At 64.7% G+C, this 16,794-nt stretch carries 14 protein-coding genes and 1 pseudogene; 9 read left to right on the top strand and 6 right to left on the bottom strand.

What is annotated here, in order from left to right; translation table 11 throughout:
- Positions 1-5: 5 nt before the first annotated feature.
- From ACE3TQ_RS07365 to ACE3TQ_RS07355, 3 genes are read right to left on the bottom strand one after another with little or no spacing between them, the layout of a single operon-like run.
- The gene (locus ACE3TQ_RS07365; RefSeq protein ID WP_374581366.1) at positions 6-1,340 is read right to left on the bottom strand and encodes a caspase family protein; all 1,335 of its coding nucleotides are present in this window, start codon (positions 1,338-1,340) and stop codon (positions 6-8) included.
- A complete protein-coding gene (locus tag ACE3TQ_RS07360; protein ID WP_374581365.1) occupies positions 1,337-1,966 on the bottom strand; it encodes a hypothetical protein in 630 nt (209 codons plus the stop codon). Before ACE3TQ_RS07360 ends, ACE3TQ_RS07365 begins: the two co-directional genes overlap by 4 nt.
- Complete coding sequence (locus ACE3TQ_RS07355) at positions 1,959-2,555, bottom strand: RNA polymerase sigma factor (RefSeq protein ID WP_374581364.1); 597 nt, start codon at positions 2,553-2,555, stop codon at positions 1,959-1,961. The genes ACE3TQ_RS07360 and ACE3TQ_RS07355 overlap by 8 nt, the downstream gene beginning before the upstream one ends.
- A 168-nt stretch (positions 2,556-2,723) precedes the next feature.
- On the opposite strand from ACE3TQ_RS07355, the pseudogene ACE3TQ_RS07350 reads away from it, so the two are divergent.
- The 6 genes and pseudogenes from ACE3TQ_RS07350 to ACE3TQ_RS07325 all read left to right on the top strand — a co-directional run.
- Positions 2,724-2,864, top strand: a pseudogene (locus ACE3TQ_RS07350) (zinc ribbon domain-containing protein); the annotation flags it as partial.
- 78 nt (positions 2,865-2,942) lie between these two features.
- Positions 2,943-3,887 carry a hypothetical protein gene (locus tag ACE3TQ_RS07345; RefSeq protein ID WP_374581410.1) on the top strand — a complete coding sequence of 315 codons (945 nt, stop codon included), beginning with the start codon at positions 2,943-2,945 and terminating at the stop codon, positions 3,885-3,887.
- A gap of 22 nt (positions 3,888-3,909) precedes the next feature.
- Complete coding sequence (locus ACE3TQ_RS07340; RefSeq protein WP_374581363.1) at positions 3,910-4,572, top strand: hypothetical protein; 663 nt, start codon at positions 3,910-3,912, stop codon at positions 4,570-4,572.
- Positions 4,573-4,606: 34 nt separating this feature from the next.
- Positions 4,607-5,527 carry a hypothetical protein gene (locus ACE3TQ_RS07335; protein WP_374581362.1) on the top strand — a complete coding sequence of 307 codons (921 nt, stop codon included), beginning with the start codon at positions 4,607-4,609 and terminating at the stop codon, positions 5,525-5,527.
- Positions 5,528-5,543: 16 nt separating this feature from the next.
- On the top strand, positions 5,544-6,299 hold the full coding sequence (locus ACE3TQ_RS07330) for a DUF4852 domain-containing protein (protein WP_374581361.1): 756 nt from the start codon (positions 5,544-5,546) through the stop codon (positions 6,297-6,299).
- A 1-nt stretch (position 6,300) separates the two neighbouring features.
- Positions 6,301-7,131, top strand: a complete 831-nt coding sequence (locus ACE3TQ_RS07325; protein WP_374581360.1) for a hypothetical protein — start codon at positions 6,301-6,303, stop codon at positions 7,129-7,131.
- 87 nt (positions 7,132-7,218) lie between these two features.
- Here the strand turns inward: ACE3TQ_RS07325 and ACE3TQ_RS07320 are convergent, their stop codons facing one another.
- Entirely contained in the window at positions 7,219-7,923 is a 705-nt protein-coding gene (locus ACE3TQ_RS07320; protein WP_374581359.1) for a substrate-binding periplasmic protein, read from the bottom strand.
- Between the two features lie 182 nt (positions 7,924-8,105).
- Between ACE3TQ_RS07320 and ACE3TQ_RS07315 the strand changes: the two genes are divergently transcribed.
- The 3 genes from ACE3TQ_RS07315 to ACE3TQ_RS07305 all read left to right on the top strand — a co-directional run bounded on the left by ACE3TQ_RS07315 (position 8,106) and on the right by ACE3TQ_RS07305 (position 12,997).
- The gene (locus tag ACE3TQ_RS07315) at positions 8,106-9,776 is read left to right on the top strand and encodes a DUF1800 family protein (RefSeq protein WP_374581358.1); all 1,671 of its coding nucleotides are present in this window, start codon (positions 8,106-8,108) and stop codon (positions 9,774-9,776) included.
- A gap of 11 nt (positions 9,777-9,787) precedes the next feature.
- The gene (locus ACE3TQ_RS07310) at positions 9,788-11,173 is read left to right on the top strand and encodes a DUF1501 domain-containing protein (RefSeq protein ID WP_374581357.1); all 1,386 of its coding nucleotides are present in this window, start codon (positions 9,788-9,790) and stop codon (positions 11,171-11,173) included.
- A gap of 78 nt (positions 11,174-11,251) precedes the next feature.
- The gene (locus ACE3TQ_RS07305) at positions 11,252-12,997 is read left to right on the top strand and encodes a von Willebrand factor type A domain-containing protein (RefSeq protein WP_374581356.1); all 1,746 of its coding nucleotides are present in this window, start codon (positions 11,252-11,254) and stop codon (positions 12,995-12,997) included.
- Between the two features lie 6 nt (positions 12,998-13,003).
- Here ACE3TQ_RS07305 and ACE3TQ_RS07300 read toward each other — a convergent pair whose 3' ends face one another.
- The gene (locus ACE3TQ_RS07300; protein ID WP_374581355.1) at positions 13,004-14,428 is read right to left on the bottom strand and encodes a glycoside hydrolase family 19 protein; all 1,425 of its coding nucleotides are present in this window, start codon (positions 14,426-14,428) and stop codon (positions 13,004-13,006) included.
- A 9-nt stretch (positions 14,429-14,437) separates the two neighbouring features.
- Complete coding sequence (locus ACE3TQ_RS07295; protein WP_374581354.1) at positions 14,438-16,783, bottom strand: chitinase C-terminal domain-containing protein; 2,346 nt, start codon at positions 16,781-16,783, stop codon at positions 14,438-14,440.
- Positions 16,784-16,794: the final 11 nt, after the last annotated feature.

Below are 16,794 nucleotides of genomic sequence, written 5' to 3'. Positions count from 1 at the left end.
TCTCGTTATTGCTTCATCATTTTCTTGCTGTTGCCCACCAGGCTATCCAGCAATTGCTGCATCGATTCGGTGCTGGGCTTGCTCTCGTAACGCACCTGGGCCAGGTCGATGCGGGCGCGCGGGTAGTTGGCCAGCGCGGCCCGTTCAAACAAGCGGATCGCTTCCTGCTTGCCGCCTTCCACGCGGCCCTTGTACATTTGTTCGGCCAGCTCGGTCTGCGCCACCGGGAAATCCAGCTTGGCTGCTTTGCGCAGCCAGTTTTCCGCTGTCCGGTTGCGTGCGCCTTTGGGCTGGCCCTGCATTTTGGCCAGCGCCAGGGTCGTCATCGCCACCACGTTGCCCTTGGCAGCCTGCTTCTCCAGGCGCGCCAGCTCGGTCGTGTCGGCCTGCTGTGCGCGCTGTTCGATAGTGAAGTCGAGCTCGGTCCAGGCCCGTTCATCCATATCGCGGTACCAGCTGTCCTCACCGGTGCTGCCAATCGAGCCGGCGCCGCGATAGCGCGGGCTGGCGCGCCCGGCAGCGGTGTTGGCGGCCGGACTGCCTGCCGCCGGTGGACGCCAACCCGGCGGCGGCACGAAGTAAAAGTCGCCCGCCAGCGAGGATTCGTACCACGGTTGCTGGTCTTCCAGCGTGCGGCGCCGCACCTCGTCCGACAGGCGGCGGAACAGGTTTTCGGCGGTCAGGCCTGGCTGGCTGAGCAGCCCGGCCAGGGTTTCCGTGTAAATGCTGTGTTTGCGCCCGGTGCCATCCTCGGCCAGTTGGCCGGGCGCCGTGGAATAGGCCACCAGGGTCCCGCGTGGCACGCTGCTGCCAGCCAGGCCCAGGTTGGCATAACTGCGCAGGCGCACAGCCGGCACCGGTTGGAAAGGATTGTTGCGGCAGGCATCCAGGATGATGATGTTGACGGCAGAGCGCGCCAGCGCCAGCCTTTCGTGCAGGGCCTGCAAGGGGAAGGCGCGTTGCGCCAGGCCGGCTTCGCTGGTGGGCGTGATATCGACCGGCAACAGGTAGTTGTTGCCGCTGATTTGCATGCCATGGCCCGCGTAGTACACCAGCGCGGTGGAGCCGGCCGGCAAGTCGGCCGCAAAGCGCCGTACGGCCTCGAACATGGTGCTGCGGTCCAGGTCCTTCTTCAGGCTGACCGCAAACCCGGCCTTCTCCAGCGTCGCGGCAATGAGCTGGGCATCGGGCCGGGTATTCGGCAATGCGTTGGTGTTGTAGGCTCCGTTGCCGATCACCAGCGCAAAGCGTCCCGGCGGCTGGCTCTGGGCCGCTGCCGCCAGTCCGAGTGTCGGCCACCAAGACAGGGCGCCCAGGGCAAGCAGGTGACGCCGCTTCATGGCTGCTGTATCTCCAGTACGTCCTCAACCAGCGCCGATTGGGCCAGCGCTTGACGCACGCGCGGCACGTCGCGCGGTTCGTCGAGCGCCAGCCATAGTTCGCCGGATGGCGTCGGCCCCCAGACGATATGGCAACGCTCGCGCGTCAGCAGGGCCACCACGTCGCCGTAGGCGGCATTGCGTTTGATGCTGACCTTCAGGTGCACACGCTGCTGCGCTGTCGCCACGCCGCGCGTGAGGTTGACCTCCGGCTTCTGGGCTGGCAGGACAATGGCGCCGGACAGTACCAGCTGCACGCTGCAGAAGGCCAGGGTCAGGGTCAGTGCCGGGGTAAAGCCCCACGCGCGGAATTGCTCGCGCCAACGGCTGAACAGGCTTGGCGTGCCCTCGGCCAGGCGCGCGTCTATGCGCGCCTTGATAATGTCGTAGCCGGCCATGGGATCGCGCCGTTCAATGGGCAGGTTGGCGGCTTCGGCCAGGCGCTTGGCAAACAGATATTCATCTTTTGCCCGCGGGTGCGCCGCCAGGTATTCCTCCATCATTTTGGTCTGGGTTTCATCCAGGGTGCCGTTGATATAAAACGGCAATAAGGTGCGGAATTCGCGCCTGCGCGTTACATCATCCAATTTTTCCTCCCAGGTAGTCCTCGCCTACCGCCCGTTCCAGGCAATGACGAATTGCGCGCCTTGCGTAAAAGAGCCGGGACTTAATGGTCCCGCCGGCGACTTCCATTTTTAAAGCCGTTTCTTCGAGACTGCAGTTTTCAACGGCAGTCCAATAAATCGCATCACGTTGTGCTTCTGGCAATTTCCCCATGCATTCCAGGATCGCGTCGCCCAGTTCGCGTTCTTCAATTAAAGAGAGTGCATCCCACACCGGGTCCAGGGCAGCGTCCAGGATGTGCGGATCGTCGACGCTGACTTCCCTCAAATACTTGGCGTTTTTACGCCGCCATTCCCTCACCTTGTTTTGGGCAATCCCACACAGCCAAGTGGAAAACTCGGCCAACCCGTTGTAGGCATCGGGTTTGCGGAACGCTGTATCCATTGTCTCGACCGTCAGTTCGTCGGCAGCGCTTTCGTCCCAGACGCTCTTTTGGATAAATCCGTAGACCCCGGGTTGGTAAAAGGCGTAAAGCCGACTTGAGGCTGAATGATCGCCCCGGGCTGCCCGGTTCAATAAATTTTTAACTTCGTGACGCGGAAGGTTTTTCATCTTTTTTCAAAAATTTTTTCACAAAGATTGAACCTGAATCGGGGTACCTGCGATTAAGGGGCAAGGCAGGCGAAAGCAAGCTTCTAAGCACCCAAAAAATTATACGTATGCTATCTGAATTTCTCTCTTGGCAATACCCCTAATAAATTAATCAAGAATCTAATAAGAATGTCTATCTGCCTCTCTTGCGATACCACCAATGCGCCGCACGCAAAGTTCTGCAAAAAATGTGGAACGAAGCTGGCGGAGCAGATTACGCAAGCCTGCAAGGTTTGCGCCCACCCGTTGAACCCAGGCGCAAAGTTCTGCGGCGGTTGCGGTAGCGCGGTAGATAAAGCGGAGGCCGCGGCTGTCGCGCCTGTGCCGGACCAGTCGGAGCGGGATGATTTGCTGGCTGTCGTGCCGGCAGCGCCGCAGCCAGTCGCCGCAGCGCCGGTCGCAAGTGCGCTTGAGCCGGACCGGTCGGAGTTGGACGAATTGCTGGCTGTCGTGCCGGCAGCGCCGCAGCCAGTCGCCAAGGCGCCGGCCGCGAGCGCACTTGTGCCGGACCAGTCGGAGTTGGATGAATTGCTGGCGGTCGTGCCGGTAGCGCCGCAGCCAGTGGTGGACGAGCCTGTCGCGCCAGCCGAGGCGGCGGCCGATGTTGCCGCGGCGTTGCTGACGCCGCCCGCACTGCAGCCGGTACCGCCGGCGACCGTGGCAGGGCCGATCCCGGCACGGAAGGACGAACTGCCAGCGCCAGAGGCCAGCTCCAAATCCCGCACGAAAGTCGTTGCGCTGGCCGGTGCCGGCCTGCTTCTGGCTGCCGTTGGGGCCGCCGTCATTGTCCTCAAACCATCCGCGCCATCCGCCAGTGCGCCTGCTGCGCCGACCGTTGAGGCTGCACCAGCGCCATCGCTGCCAAAGGCCCCGACCCCTGCCTCCCCGGCCCCGGCTGCAGTGCCGGAAGCCATCGCGCCAATTGCAGCAGAGCCAGCACGGCCGGCAACGGCGCCAGCAGCGACAGCTCCTGCGGCACCAGGCTCCGTCCCTGCCGAAGCAACCGCGCCGGCTGTACGTGGGCCCGCCGCTCAAGCCGCACCAGCACCGCAACGCCCGGCGCCAGCAGCGAAGCCTGCGGCCGGGAAGCCAGCCATTCCAGCCGATGAGAAATCACAGGCCCTGCTTTCCCGCGCCGAGCAATACCTGCAGCGCGCGCAGTTCGACAAGGCCATCGCCACCGCCGAAAACATCCTCGACCTGGAACCCGACAATCGCGCCGCCCGCGTGTTGCTGGAAAAGGCCAAGGCCAAGCAACTGGAAGCGCTGCGCAACGGCAGCTCGATCGAATAACACAACGCTCAAAGGAAGCTGAATGAAAACCAAAGCAATCGTACTCGCGCTGGCAGTCGCGCTGGCAAGCAGTGGTTGCGCCACGCCAAATATGGGGGGCGCGGATGACAACAATACTGTGCTGAAGTGCGGCCTGATGGCCACTGGTGGCGCTGTGCTCGGGGGCCTGGTCGATGGCAAGCGCGGCGTGGTCCGTGGCGCCATGCTGGGCCTGGCTGCCTGCGCGGTGATCGAAGTCGCCTCCGCGCGCACCCAGTCGGCGGCCGAAGTCGAACAAAAATACCGTAGCAGCAACCGCAATGCCTTGCCGCCTACCGCCAAGGTGGTGGACTACGCCAGCGCGCTCTCGCCGCAGGGTCAGGCCCGCAGCGGCGATCCCATCAAGCTGCAGTCGAAGATCCGCGCTGTTGCCGGCACCGGCGAAGCGATCCGCGAAATCAAGGAAGTGCTGGTGGCCTTTGACCCGGAGGGCAAGGAATTCAAACGCGGCGAGAAGCTGGTCGATACCAGTGGCGGCAGCGGTGAGTTCACCAACAACTTCACCTTGCGCCTGCCGCACAGCGCGCCAGAGGGCAGTTATCGCCTTCATACCGATGTTTACCTGAACGGCAAGCTGGCTACTTCCAGCGATGCCAGCCTGCGGCTGGTCAAGGCTGGCGAACAGCGCGTCGTTTCCTCCCTCTGAAATCAACCCCAAGAACCCCCTTAAAGGAGTCGTCATGTCCACAACACCTGTCCACTGCAACGACTGTGGCAATGAGCTTGCCATCGAAACCCGCTTCTGTGACGAATGCGGCAAGCCAAACCACGCTGCCCAGGCAGCGCCGCCGGCCGCCACCGCACCCGCCGCGCCGTCCACTGCGCGCGGCACCATCCTGCGCGACACCAACGCTGGCCCGGGCTTGATCGCGGTGAGCGGCGCCAAGAAGACCTTCTCCCTGGAGCAGCATTGGAACGGCACCTCGGCGCCGCAAGTGCAGATGCAGGTCGATGTCACCTTTGACGCGCAAGGCGAGATCAGCAGCGTAACGCCCGTCAACGTCGCAGCGGAAGACCTGGAAAAGTACAAAGCAATGGCCAAGAAAGCACTGGACGACGGCAAGCCGGCATTGCTGGCGTATGTCGATCGCATCGGCAAGCCGGTGGTGGGCGCCATGCTCGCCATCCTGGTCAGCTGGCTGTGGCTGCCGGCCCTCAGCGTCACCGTCATGGCGGGCATGAAGCAGGGCCTCACCATGTTCGACGTGCTGCGTCTGGCGAACATGGGCGCCAGCATGGAAAGCTTCGGCCAGCTGGGCGGTGGCAGCAGCGGCCTGTACGGCGTGCTCTGCGCGCTGGCCATGGCCGCGCCGTTGTTGCCCACCTTCTCGCGCCACAAATACGCCGCCCTCGGCTATTGCGCGCCGCTGGCCTTCCTGGTCCTGGCCGGCCTTGGCATCTACATGAAGATGCACAGCATGGCCAGCGCCGCACGCGACAGCATGCGCGCTTTCGGTGGCCGCGGCATGGAAGACGTGGCCGACGCCATGATGCAAAAAATGTCGCAAGCCATCTCGCTCGGCTTTGGCACCTACCTCTCGCTGGCCGCCGCCGCCTACCTGGCCTACCTGGGCGTGCGTGCCCTGAAACAGAAACAATAATCCAAGGAGAACTGATATGACCGTCGCAAACAAACTTCCCTTCGCTCGCGTTGCAGTGCCAGCGCTGCTGGCCATGACGCTTGCCGCATGCGGCAAGAACGCTGATACGCCGGCCGCAGCGGCGTCCGCACCGGAACCCGGCCTGGCCGAATTGAAAGATCCGGCCACCGTGGCCAAAGTGGCCGAGGCGGCCCTGCCGAAAGGCGATGCCGCCACCCCGCTGAGCAGCTATCGCAAGATCGACAGTGGCCACCAGGTCATGTTCCTGTACTTTGCGCTGGCGAACCTGCCGGTCCCGTACGAAGACATCGCCCAGGACTATTCCAGCGACTACAGCCGCACCACCGACAGCTTCAAGCGCAACGATATCGTGACGGCGCTGAAACCGCGCATTGACCAGGAGATTGCTGCTGCCAAGGGCGGTCGCTATATTCTTACCGAACAGCAGGACAACAGCCTGCTGGAGCGCTACAACTTCGAGAAGAAGTCGTTCGCCATCAAGGAGTTCGCCGACAGCAACCGCTACACCTACTTCTACGACAACAGCAAGTACACGCTGGCCACCACCAACAGTGGTCAGTTCACCAGCTTCCCGGTCAGCGACGAAGCCAAGGCACGCCGGATTGAAGGTTACCTGAGCAAATACGCCCAGCTGCGCCTGCAGACCTACGCCTACGTGCAGGACGCCGATCCAAGCAACCGCCGCCTCAAGCTGCAAGTCATGAAGGTGCGCCTGCTCGACCCGGCGGGCGAAGTCCTGGTGGAGATCTGAAATGCCGCTGCGCGCCAGTGCCCCTGCGCGCCCGGCCGTACTGCTGCTGCTGCTGCTGCTGACCGCATGTGTCGTCAGCCAGCAGGGCAACCGCACCATCGTCGGTTTCGATACGGACGAGTTGACATCCAACAAGCTGCAGACGTTCCAGCTTGGAGCTGCGGAAGTCGTGCTGCGGCGTACGGCCAGCCAGCAATACCAGATCAAACTGTATGACCGCATGAAGCTGATCGACCTGGGCCGGGTGGAGGATCCGCGCGTGGCAGATATCCAGCGCCTGCCAGGCTACGACCTGATCGCCGTGCACACGCCAACCCGGGCCTGCCCGTATGCACACCAGCTGTACGAGCTGTCCGGCTACCAGGTTGGCATGTGGAGTATCAACAGCACGCCCGGCAAGTGCAGCCAGCCACTGCGCTTCAGTACCGACGGCAAGGCCTGGATGGCACAGCAGGAAGGCGGCCGCGCCGACGGGCTGGTCTGGTTCTGGAGTGAAGGCCGTCTTACCAGCATGCTGGACCCGGCCCAGGCCGAACGGCGCAACAACGGTTCCGCCGCCGGCAACCGGACTGCATCCGCGCCGCGCGATGCGCCATCCGAGACCGGTGCGCCGCCAGCCGCCGCCAGCGCGCCGGTGGCACGCGCGGGCGCCGCAGGCCCTGCGCCGGCAGCCAAACCGCGGCCAGCGCTTGCCAGCCAGCCCGCCACCCCGGCCAGCGGGCGCGGCAAGGCGCCGCTCAAGCCGCTCGATGCCGGCCGCTATGCACCGCTGCCGGACAACGGCGTGACCGAGATTGCTCCCGCCAAGGTAACGCTGCATGACGTCAAGTAATCCGCAGTTGGGCTGGGCAGGCTGACGGCGGCGGCAACCGAACGCACCTCGGCAGGCACAAGCTGCAGGATGCCATGCTGTAAAAGCCTAAGGCGGCGTACCCTTTTGCAGGCGCTCAATGGTCTTGTCGGCCTGCATCTGGCGCAAGACCCGGGTCAGCTCCGGCACCAGCGCCTCGTGCCTCTTGTGCACATAGTGGTAGACCGGGAAGGATGCAAGGGGCGGCTCCAGCACGGTAATGCCCTCCAGGTTCAGGGCCTTGATGACCGCCATGCCGGAACTGCGGTTGCCCAGCACCAGGTCGGTGCGCCCCATCATCATCTTTTCAAACGCCTGCGGCATGGTGGCGACCGCCTCGGTTTTCATGCCGTGGGTGTTCTCTTGCACGATCTTGATGCCGCGCACAAAGCCCAGGGTGTACGGGCGCAAGCTCTCCCAGCCGCTGACAATAAAAGACGTGCCGCGCGTGAAGATCACAAGCTCGTAGGTTTGCAGGGCAACGGGAACAATCACCAGGTTCGGATATTCGCGCTCCATCCCCAGTTTGCGATACAGCTCGCCATCCATCTTGCCTTCATTGGCCTGGACCAGCGTCCGTTCGCCGGGCAGGCGATGCAGTACCAGGTTGATGCCAAGGCGGCGATAGGCCTCGCGCACAATCTGTTCGGCAATCGTGGTGGCCGGGTCGGTGCCGATCAGAGTGGAAATATTGATTTCACGCAGCTGCTGGCCCGGCGCCAGGGGCAACATTGCCGCAAGAGTAAGACCCACCAGTAGACGACGACGCTCCATGTCGAACCCTCCACGCCGCTTTTCAGCATAGCCTCACGCAAGCCAGTCAGCAATGGCGAACGCCGCTTCCTGGCGCTTGCACCAGCATTGGCGCCGCAAATGTGGACGTAAAGCCGCGCACGATTGGCACAGCGAGCTGTACAGCTATAAAATTCTTGAGGGAAATTATTCAGGAGCGGGTGATGGACGATTCGACGGAATGTGCAAGCTTGCCGAAATTGTCAGGCGGCTTGGCGGCTGCGGCCTTGCTGGGCGCCTGCGGCGGCGGCGGCAGCGATAGTGGCGGCAACACCGGCGGCAATACAGGCGGCGGTACCGGCGGCGGTACCGCGCCCGTGCCGCCAACCCCGGTCGAGACTGTCTCCGCAACCCAGGCCTCGCGCTTCCTGGCCCAGGCCTCGATGGGCGCCACGCGCGAGCAGATCGCGCGCGTGCAGGCCATCGGCTACAGCAAGTGGCTGGATGAGCAAATGGCCCTGCCACCTTCGCAGACGCGCTGGGACTGGCTGGTGGCCAAAGGCTTCAATGCCCTCGAACACAAGAACAGCCAGGCCGGCATCGACGCGGCCGTGTGGCGCAAGCTGCTCGCCTCGCCCGATACGCTGCGCCAGCGCGTGACCCTGGCCCTGTCCGAAATCGTGGTGGCTTCGCTGGACGGCTTCACCGGCGCCTGGCGCGCCTTCACCGGCGCCGCCTACATGGACATCCTGGAAGCCAACGCTTTCGGCAACTACCGCACCCTGCTGCAGCAGGTCACGCTTTCGCCGTCGATGGGCGAGTACCTGACCTATCGCGGCAACGCCAAGGCCAATCCCAAGACTGGCTCCATGCCGGACGAGAACTACGCGCGCGAGATCCTGCAACTGTTCACCATCGGCCTGCTGAAGCTCAACCCGGACGGCACCGCCACCGAGCAGGAAACTTATACACAGGCCGATATCTCGGGTCTGGCGCGCGTCTTCACCGGCTGGGACTACGACATGGCCGGCGCCAGCAACGATACGCCGGACTACCGTAAGCGCGCCATGATCCAGGTGGGCAGCAAGTACGAAACCGGCGACAAGACCTTCCTCGGCACCACCATCGGCAGCGGCACCGATGCCACCACCGCATTGGGCAAGGCGCTCGACACCATCTTCGCCCACCCGAACGTGGCACCCTTCATTTCGCGCCAGCTGATCCAGCGCCTGGTGACCGGCAATCCGGCGCCGGCCTACGTGGCGCGCGTGGCGGCGGTCTTCAACGACAACGGCAGCGGCGTCAAAGGCGACCTGAAAGCGGTGGTCAAGGCCATCCTGCTGGACCAGGAGGCGCGCTCCGCCGCCAGCCTGGCTTCGTCCAGTTTCGGCAAGGTGCGCGAACCGATCCTGCGCTTTGCCGCCTGGGCGCGCGCCTTCAACGCCAGTTCGGCCAGCGACGCCTGGGCAATCGGCAATACAAGCGACCCCTCCACGCGCCTCGGCCAAAGCCCGCTGCGCTCGGCCAGCGTGTTCAACTTCTTCCGTCCCGGCTATGTGCCGCCGGCGCTGGGCGTGGTCGCGCCGGAATTCCAGATCGTGAACGAATCGAGCGTGGTCGGCTACGCCAACTACATGCAGGCCGCGATCAGCAAAGGCGTCGGCGACGTCAAGGCGGATTACTCCACCCTGCTGCCGCTGGCCGACAACGTACCGGCCTTGCTGGACGAGATCAATCTCGTGCTGGCGGCGGGCCAGCTCAGCACGGACACAGTGACCCTGATCCGCAATGCCATCAACAGCATGCCGACCGGCACCGACGCGGCGCGCGCCAACCGCGTTTATGCGGCGCTGACGCTGGTCATGGCCTCCCCCGAATTCATCGTCCAGAAATAAAGGCTCCCACCATGACACAGCAAGCATCGCGCCGCGCCTTCCTCAAGCGCGCATCGGCACTCGGCATGGCGGGCGTCGCCGCACCCTGGGCCATCAACCTGCTGTCGATCGCGGAAGCGGCGGCGGCCACGGCGAGCGACTACAAGGCCCTGGTCTGCATCTTCCTGTACGGCGGCAACGACAACGGCAATACCGTCGTCCCCTACGACGCCAACGGCTACGCCGCCTACCAGCTGCTGCGGCCCACGCTCGCCTACGGGCGCGACGCGCTGGCCGCTACCGCGCTGGCGGCCAGCGCGCCCGTGCTCGACTCCACCGGCGTCGCGCGCGAGTTCGCGCTGGCGCCGGCCCTGGCGCCGCTGCTGCCGATCTTTAACGCTGGGCAGCTGGGCGTGATGATGAACGTCGGCCCGCTGGTGCGGCCCACCACCAAGGCGCAGTACCAGGCCCGCACCGTACCGCTGCCGCCCAAGCTGTTCTCGCACAATGACCAGCAGTCGATCTGGCAGTCTTCGCGGCCGGAGGGCGCCATCTCCGGCTGGGGTGGGCGCCTGGGCGACCTGTTCGAGTCCGGCAATGGCAATGCCACCTTCACCTGCGTCAACGTATCGGGCAATGCCGTTTTCATGGTCGGCAAATCGGCGGTGCAGTACCAGGTCTCGGCCAGCGGTTCGATGCAGTTCAGCGGCCTGAAGTCGCCGCTGTTCGGATCTTCCGCCGCATCGGATGCCTTGCGCACGCTGGTGACGCAGCAGCGCACGCACCAGCTGGAAAACGAATACAACCGCGTCACGCGCCGCTCGGTCGATGCCAACGCCGCACTGACGGCGGCCTTCGCGTCGGCACCGCCGCTGCAGACCGCTTTTCCCGCCTCCAACTCTTTGGGCGACCAGCTGAAAATGGTGGCGCGCATGATCTCCGCCAGCGGCAGCCTGGGTGCCAAGCGCCAGGTATTCTTCGTTTCGATGGGCGGCTTCGACACCCACGACAACCTGGCCGCCACCCACCCGGTGCTGCTGGGCAGGCTGGGCGAAGCCATGGCCGCCTTCCACAAGGCGACGCAGGAACTGGGCGTGGCCGACAAGGTGACCACCTTCACCGCCTCCGATTTTGGCCGCACGCTGGTGGCCAATAACGACGGCTCCGACCATGGCTGGGGCAGCACGCACTTCATGATGGGCGGCGCGGTCAAGGGCCAGCGCTTGTACGGCACGGCGCCGGTGTTCGCCAATAACGGTCCGGACGACGTCGGCCAGGGCCGCCTGCTGCCCAGCACCTCGGTCGACCAGTATGCGGCCACCCTGGGCAAGTGGCTGGGCGCCAGCGACAGCGATTTGCTGGCGCTGCTGCCCAACCTGGCGAACTACAACACGCGTGATCTCGGCTTCTTACGCTGATACAAAATGTAATCGTCGTTGCATGGCGCGGGTATTTGGAGGAAGTTAGCAGGACAATAACTCCAAAGGACCCTCAACATGAAAAAGACCCCAGTACTGGCACCGGTCGTGGCCATTGGCGCGCTGGCGCTGGCCGCCTGCACCGCGCAGCCGCCGCGACTGACGCCGGTGGGTGAAGCGGCGCCGACCCCTGCGCCGCCTGCGCCGCCGGCAGCGCCGGTGCCGCCGGCCCCAGCCGACACCCGCTCCAAAGTGGTGGTGAGCGGATCGCACATCGCCCTACAAGAGCTGCAGCGCCCTGCACCGCACGCCTATGCGCCAGTGGCGAACGCCGTCCGTCCGGCGCCGGTACCGCAGTTTGCGCCAGCGCCGCAATCCGCCGACAAGTTCCCGGACAAGGAAGGCAACAAATCCGTGCTGGTGAGCGAGCAGCCGGTATCGACTTTCAGCGTCGACGTCGATACCGCCTCCTACGCCTTCGTGCGCCGCATGCTGTCCGACGGCCGCATGCCGCCGCTGCAAGCCGTGCGCGTGGAGGAAATGGTCAACTACTTCCCCTACAAGTACACGGCGCCGAGCCAGCCCAGCCAGCCATTCGCCGTGACCACCGAGGTCATGCCCAGCCCCTGGCAGCAAGGCAACCAGCTGGTCCACATCGCGCTGAAGGGCTACGACATCAAGGCGACGCAGCGCCCGCGCGCCAATGTGGTGCTGCTGGTCGATGTGTCGGGCTCCATGGGGCCGCGCGACCGCCTGCCGCTGCTGCAGCAAGGCTTCCGCCTGTTCGCCGAGCAGCTGCGCGACGACGATGTGGTGTCCATCGTTACCTACGCCAATGGCACCGCCGTGGCGCTGGAGCCGACCAGCGGCAAGGACAAGAACAAGATCATCGACGTGATCAACAACTTGCGGGCATCCGGCGGCACGGCCGGCGGCGACGGCCTGCAGCGTGCGTATGCGCAGGCCGAGCGCAACTTCGACCCGAAAGCGGTGAACCGCATTATCCTGGCGACGGATGGCGACTTTAATATCGGCATCACCGATCCTAAGCAGCTGGAGAAATTCATCGTCGATAAACGCAAGTCGGGCATCTACCTGTCCGTCTTCGGCGTCGGCCTGGGCAACCTGAACGACGCCCTGATCCAGCGCCTGACCCAGTCCGGCAACGGCAATGCGGCCTACATCGACAACCTGCTGGAAGCGCGCAAGGCGCTGCAGCAGGAACTCGGTTCGACCATGTTCCCGATTGCGAACGACGTCAAGGTGCAGGTCGAATTCAACCCGGCGCAAGTGGCAGCCTACCGCCTGGTTGGCTACGAAACCCGCATGCTGGCGCGCCAGGACTTCAAGGACGACAAGGTGGATGCGGGCGACATGGGCGCCGGCCACACCGTGACCGCCATCTACGAAATCACGCCTGCCGCCAACGCCGGCAAGCTGGTCGATCCGCTGCGTTATGGCAAGCCAGCCAAGCAGAAAGCGGCGGCCAAGGGCGATGAGCTGTGCTTCGTCAAGGTGCGCTACAAGCTGCCCGGCCAGCCGGCCAGCAAGCAGCTTGAGCACGCGGTACGCGCCGATGCCGCGCGCGCATCGCTCGACGCGGCGCCGGACGACCAGCGCTTCGCCGTCGCCGTGGCCGCCTTCGGCCAGCGCCTGCGCGGTGAGCAGCAGGTGGCCGACTTCAGCTACGGCGACATCGCCAAACTCGCGGAGGGTGCGCGCGGCGCCGATCCGGACGGCTACCGCGCCGAGTTTGTGAAGATGGTGCGCATGGCCGAATCGCTGGGCCAGGTCGGCCAGGCCGGCTCGGTGAGCCAGCGCTGACCAGTCCTACTTGAGCGTAACGCCCCAGTTACGCTCAACGCACTTCACATAGTTGCCGGCGATGAGCGCGTTGTACGGCGTCTGGTAGCTCACCAGCTGGCATTGGTAATCGCCCCCGCTGTTCCAGTTTTTCTCCCAATAGATGTTGTAGGAGGCGGAACTGGCGGGGCCGAAGCGCTGCATGGTGGCGCATGACAGCTGTTCCCCCGCCACATCCCATCCAAGATCAGCCGCGAACTGCCGGTAGTAATCGATGCGGTTCTGCGCCGCCGGCTTCTCGGTGCCCGTGCCGCATTCCGCATTGATGATCATGATGGTGGTGGCGAAGTTGTTGCCCGCCCCCGCCGCGCGGTCGCTGGCATTGGGCACCCAGCTGCCATCGATCACATGCAGCATCGACGGCTTGGGCGGTTGCGGGTAGACGAAGAAGAACGTGGCCGAGGCCAGGTTCAGCCAGGTCGACGCCACCTGGTCCGGGTTCTTCAGCAGCACCGACTGGTCGCCGTTGAACATCACTTGCGAGAACGGCCCGTAGTTGTAGTTGTATGAAAGCTGTTTCGCGCCGCGCCCGAAATACTTCTTGAAGCTGCCGTCGGCATTCTTCCCGCAGGTCCAGACCGAGTTGAATACCGGATCGTTGCACTCGGTGTTGTAGCCACAGCCCGGCCCTTCTTCGGTGCATCCCAGCTCGCGCAAGTACTTCAGCCCTTGCCGCCATTGCGGCAGCGGCAGGCTGGCATTGTGCTCGCCGGTCTCCTGTGCGAAGTGGGCGAACATGGTCGCCAGCGAATGGCGGCAGATGGCGTCGGCATTCCTGCCGTCGCTGTAATCGCCGCACACCGCCGGGAACTTCGCCACCGCCTGCAGGAAGCGCCGGTATTCGTAGCTTGGCTCGCGCAACGGGAAATAGTGCTCCCATTTCGCCGCCGGCAGCAGGCGCTCCACGCGTTTGACGTTGGCCGGGTTGCCGGCGGCGCCGGGGGCCACCGCATCGACCGCCGCGTTATCCAGCGTGCGGATGGAGGCCTTCACGCTGCGGAAAAAGTCATTGTCGGTCAAAGCCTGCTCGCGCGCCTCGGCGGCGGCTTTGGTTGGCACGCCGCCTGGCGGGGTGCCGGGATCGCCCGGGTCGGTCGGCGGATCGCTAGCATCGGCAATGTACTTCCAGGGGCCATAGGTGTCGGCCTGGCTGGGCGCATTCCCCTGCGTCCACCACTTGGCCTGGTATTGCTTGCTTTGGTAAATGGCGCACATGCCGGCCGTATAGACCTGGCTTGCGCTCCATGCCGGGCAGGCGGCGGCAGCCGCCCCGGGCACGGCGCCGCGCGCTGCCGTGCGCTGCGCCGGGGCGCTGTCCGCCGCGCCGCCACTGCCGCCGCAGGCGGACAGCAGCAGCGCGGCGGCCAGTGTTGCTAGACTGGTTGCTCGCATATCGCGCTCCTATTTGAGGACAAGCGGCAGCTCGGGATACTCCTCGCTGAGCGCGTATTTCACGCCGTTCACCGTGATGGTGTAGGCGGACGGTCCGCTGATCGGCAAGGTGTAGTTCAGCGTCAGCGACACCGAAGCGCCGGGCGCCAGCGATTGCCAGGCCGGGATGGTGAAGCGGGCGCGGTTGAAGTTGGCCTTGAAGCCGCCGATATTGTTCGGCCCCGTGTAGCCGGCCTTGATCACGCTCAGGCCATAGCCCGACTGGTCGCTCATATTGGCCGGCGCCGATACCGGATAGTCGAACTCCACCACCGAACCGCCCGGGATCGTGACGCTGGTGTTGTTAGTCACCGTCATGACAGGGTTGATCGGGTAGTTGCTGTCGCCCAGCTTCCAGCCGCCGAGCGAGATGCTGACTTTCGCGCTGCTCTCCGGCATGGCGCTTTCGGCGCGCAGCGCGCCATAGGCACTGGCGGTGCGGAAGGCGTTGGCGACGTTGGTGGTCAGCGTGTAGCCGATGCCGTACTCGCCCTTGGCCGCATCCCAGGCATAGTCGCCGGCCAGCTCCCAGATCATGATGCCGCCGATGCCGTTGTTCACCACGTACTGCGTCTTGGCCGCGATGGACTGCGCAGTCTCGGTCGAGATGAATACCTTGCGCGTGGCGTTCCACAGCCATGGCGCGGCCATGGTGGCGCTGTAGTGCGGCGTATAGGTGCCGGTGATGGTCTTTTCCGTCACGCCGTAGGCATCCAGATAGGACGGCACGATGGCGTTCTGCAGGTTCAGCGCATGCCACAGCGGGTTGCCGCCGCCGGGCGTCGGGTTGCCGTTGGCGTCCAGGTCGTACCAGACGTTGTCGATGCCGGTGGCGCCCATGCCGCAGGTACGCACGCCGGCGCACACCACGGTGTCGCTGACGGTCGGGCTGGTGCCCCACAGGCCGTTGGTGCCGCCGCTGACGTTCTTCCAGCCGCGGGTGTAGTACGGCACGCCGATGTTGATGCGGCCGGCCTGCAGCGCGCCGCGGTAGTAGCGGTAGGCCCAGTCGACGTTCAGGTAGCCGATGCCGCCGTACTGGTAGGCGTTGCCGGCTTTTAGTTCGGCGTCGTTGCCGTCGTCGAACAGCGGCGCGTTGGGGCCGACGTACTGGTTCCAGCCGCCGTGCAGGTCGTACGACATCAGGCTGGCATAGTCCAGGTACTTCAGGCCGGACAGGTTTTCCTCGCCGCGCAGTACCCAGCCGGATGCCGAACCGGCGATGGTCAGCATGTAGTACTTGTTGTCGGCGACGGCTGCGGTGTCGAGCTTTTCACGCACGGTTTTCAGCAGCACGTTGTAGCTCTTCATCAGCCCGGCCAGGCGCGGTTTGGAGAGAGGGAAGTCGAGCGGGTTGCCGGCTTCGTTGTTGGTGGTCGGGTGCTCGTAGTCGATATCCATCCCGTCGAAGAAGGTGTACTGGCGCAGGAAGGCGACCATCGAGTCGGCCAGCGTGTTGATGCCGTTGGTGTTGATGCTGCCGTCCGCATTGGTGGTGGCGGTGTAAAAGCCGCCGCTGCCGGCCCAGCCGCCGACCGAGAGCATGATCTTAACGCCGGGGTGCTTCTTCTTGTACTGCGCGAGCAGGTTGAAGTGGCCTTTGTACGGCAGTGTCGGGTCCATCGCCGCAGCGGGATTGTTGGGCCAGGTCATGCCGGTGTCGGGGTTGTTGGCGCCGCTGCCGATCTGCAATTTGGCGTCGCTGCCAACCGTGGCGAAGGCGTAGTTCACGTGGGTGATGTTGGTCCACGGGATGTTGTTGACCAGGTAGGAGGGCTGGCCGTTGGTGCCGGTGCGCCAGCTGGTGAAATAGCCGACAATGCGGCGGTTCAAGCCATTGGCCAGCTTCTCGCGGCCGTTCGCGTCATAGACTCCGCAGTAGGAGACGTTCGGCACGGGCGAGACCAGGCCGTCCGGGCGGCAGGCGACCGGCGTTGGCGTTGGTGTCGGCGTTGGCGTTGGCGTTGGAGTGGGCGTCGGAGTCGGAGTCGGGGTTGGAGTCGGCGTAGGGGTAGGCGTCGGCGTAGGCGTCGTGTCCTGCAGCGCCCATGGCCCCCACTGTTCGGTGCCGGGCACATTGTTCTGGGTCCACCACTTGGCGACGTAGGTCTTGCCGTTGTAGGTCACGCAGGCGCCAGCGGTATAGACCGCGCTGGCGCTCCAGGCGTCGCAGGCGGCAGCGGCCGATGGCGCAGGCGCAGCAGCAGCCATGAGGCGCGGCTTGGCGGTGACGTCCGCGCTGTCGTTGCCGCCGCCGCAGCCGGCGATGGCGCTGCCGACCAGCGCAAGCATCAGCAAATTGGGTCGATTGATCATGCTGTCTCCGT

Origin of the sequence: Pseudoduganella sp. (assembly GCF_041914865.1) — a bacterium.
Lineage (GTDB): Bacteria > Pseudomonadota > Gammaproteobacteria > Burkholderiales > Burkholderiaceae_D > Rugamonas.
The sequence above is the reverse complement of the archived record's forward strand: the minus strand, read 5'-3'. Positions and strand labels throughout refer to the sequence as shown.

Coding starts and splice junctions, on each gene's coding strand:
- ACE3TQ_RS07355 (WP_374581364.1), bottom strand. CDS start 2,555: ATGAAAAACCTTCCGCGTCACGAAGTTAAAAATTTATTGAACCGGGCA.
- ACE3TQ_RS07300 (WP_374581355.1), bottom strand. CDS start 14,428: ATGCGAGCAACCAGTCTAGCAACACTGGCCGCCGCGCTGCTGCTGTCC.
- ACE3TQ_RS07315 (WP_374581358.1), top strand. CDS start 8,106: ATGGACGATTCGACGGAATGTGCAAGCTTGCCGAAATTGTCAGGCGGC.
- ACE3TQ_RS07335 (WP_374581362.1), top strand. CDS start 4,607: ATGTCCACAACACCTGTCCACTGCAACGACTGTGGCAATGAGCTTGCC.
- ACE3TQ_RS07330 (WP_374581361.1), top strand. CDS start 5,544: ATGACCGTCGCAAACAAACTTCCCTTCGCTCGCGTTGCAGTGCCAGCG.
- ACE3TQ_RS07310 (WP_374581357.1), top strand. CDS start 9,788: ATGACACAGCAAGCATCGCGCCGCGCCTTCCTCAAGCGCGCATCGGCA.
- ACE3TQ_RS07320 (WP_374581359.1), bottom strand. CDS start 7,923: ATGGAGCGTCGTCGTCTACTGGTGGGTCTTACTCTTGCGGCAATGTTG.
- ACE3TQ_RS07365 (WP_374581366.1), bottom strand. CDS start 1,340: ATGAAGCGGCGTCACCTGCTTGCCCTGGGCGCCCTGTCTTGGTGGCCG.
- ACE3TQ_RS07305 (WP_374581356.1), top strand. CDS start 11,252: ATGAAAAAGACCCCAGTACTGGCACCGGTCGTGGCCATTGGCGCGCTG.
- ACE3TQ_RS07295 (WP_374581354.1), bottom strand. CDS start 16,783: ATGATCAATCGACCCAATTTGCTGATGCTTGCGCTGGTCGGCAGCGCC.
- ACE3TQ_RS07325 (WP_374581360.1), top strand. CDS start 6,301: ATGCCGCTGCGCGCCAGTGCCCCTGCGCGCCCGGCCGTACTGCTGCTG.
- ACE3TQ_RS07340 (WP_374581363.1), top strand. CDS start 3,910: ATGAAAACCAAAGCAATCGTACTCGCGCTGGCAGTCGCGCTGGCAAGC.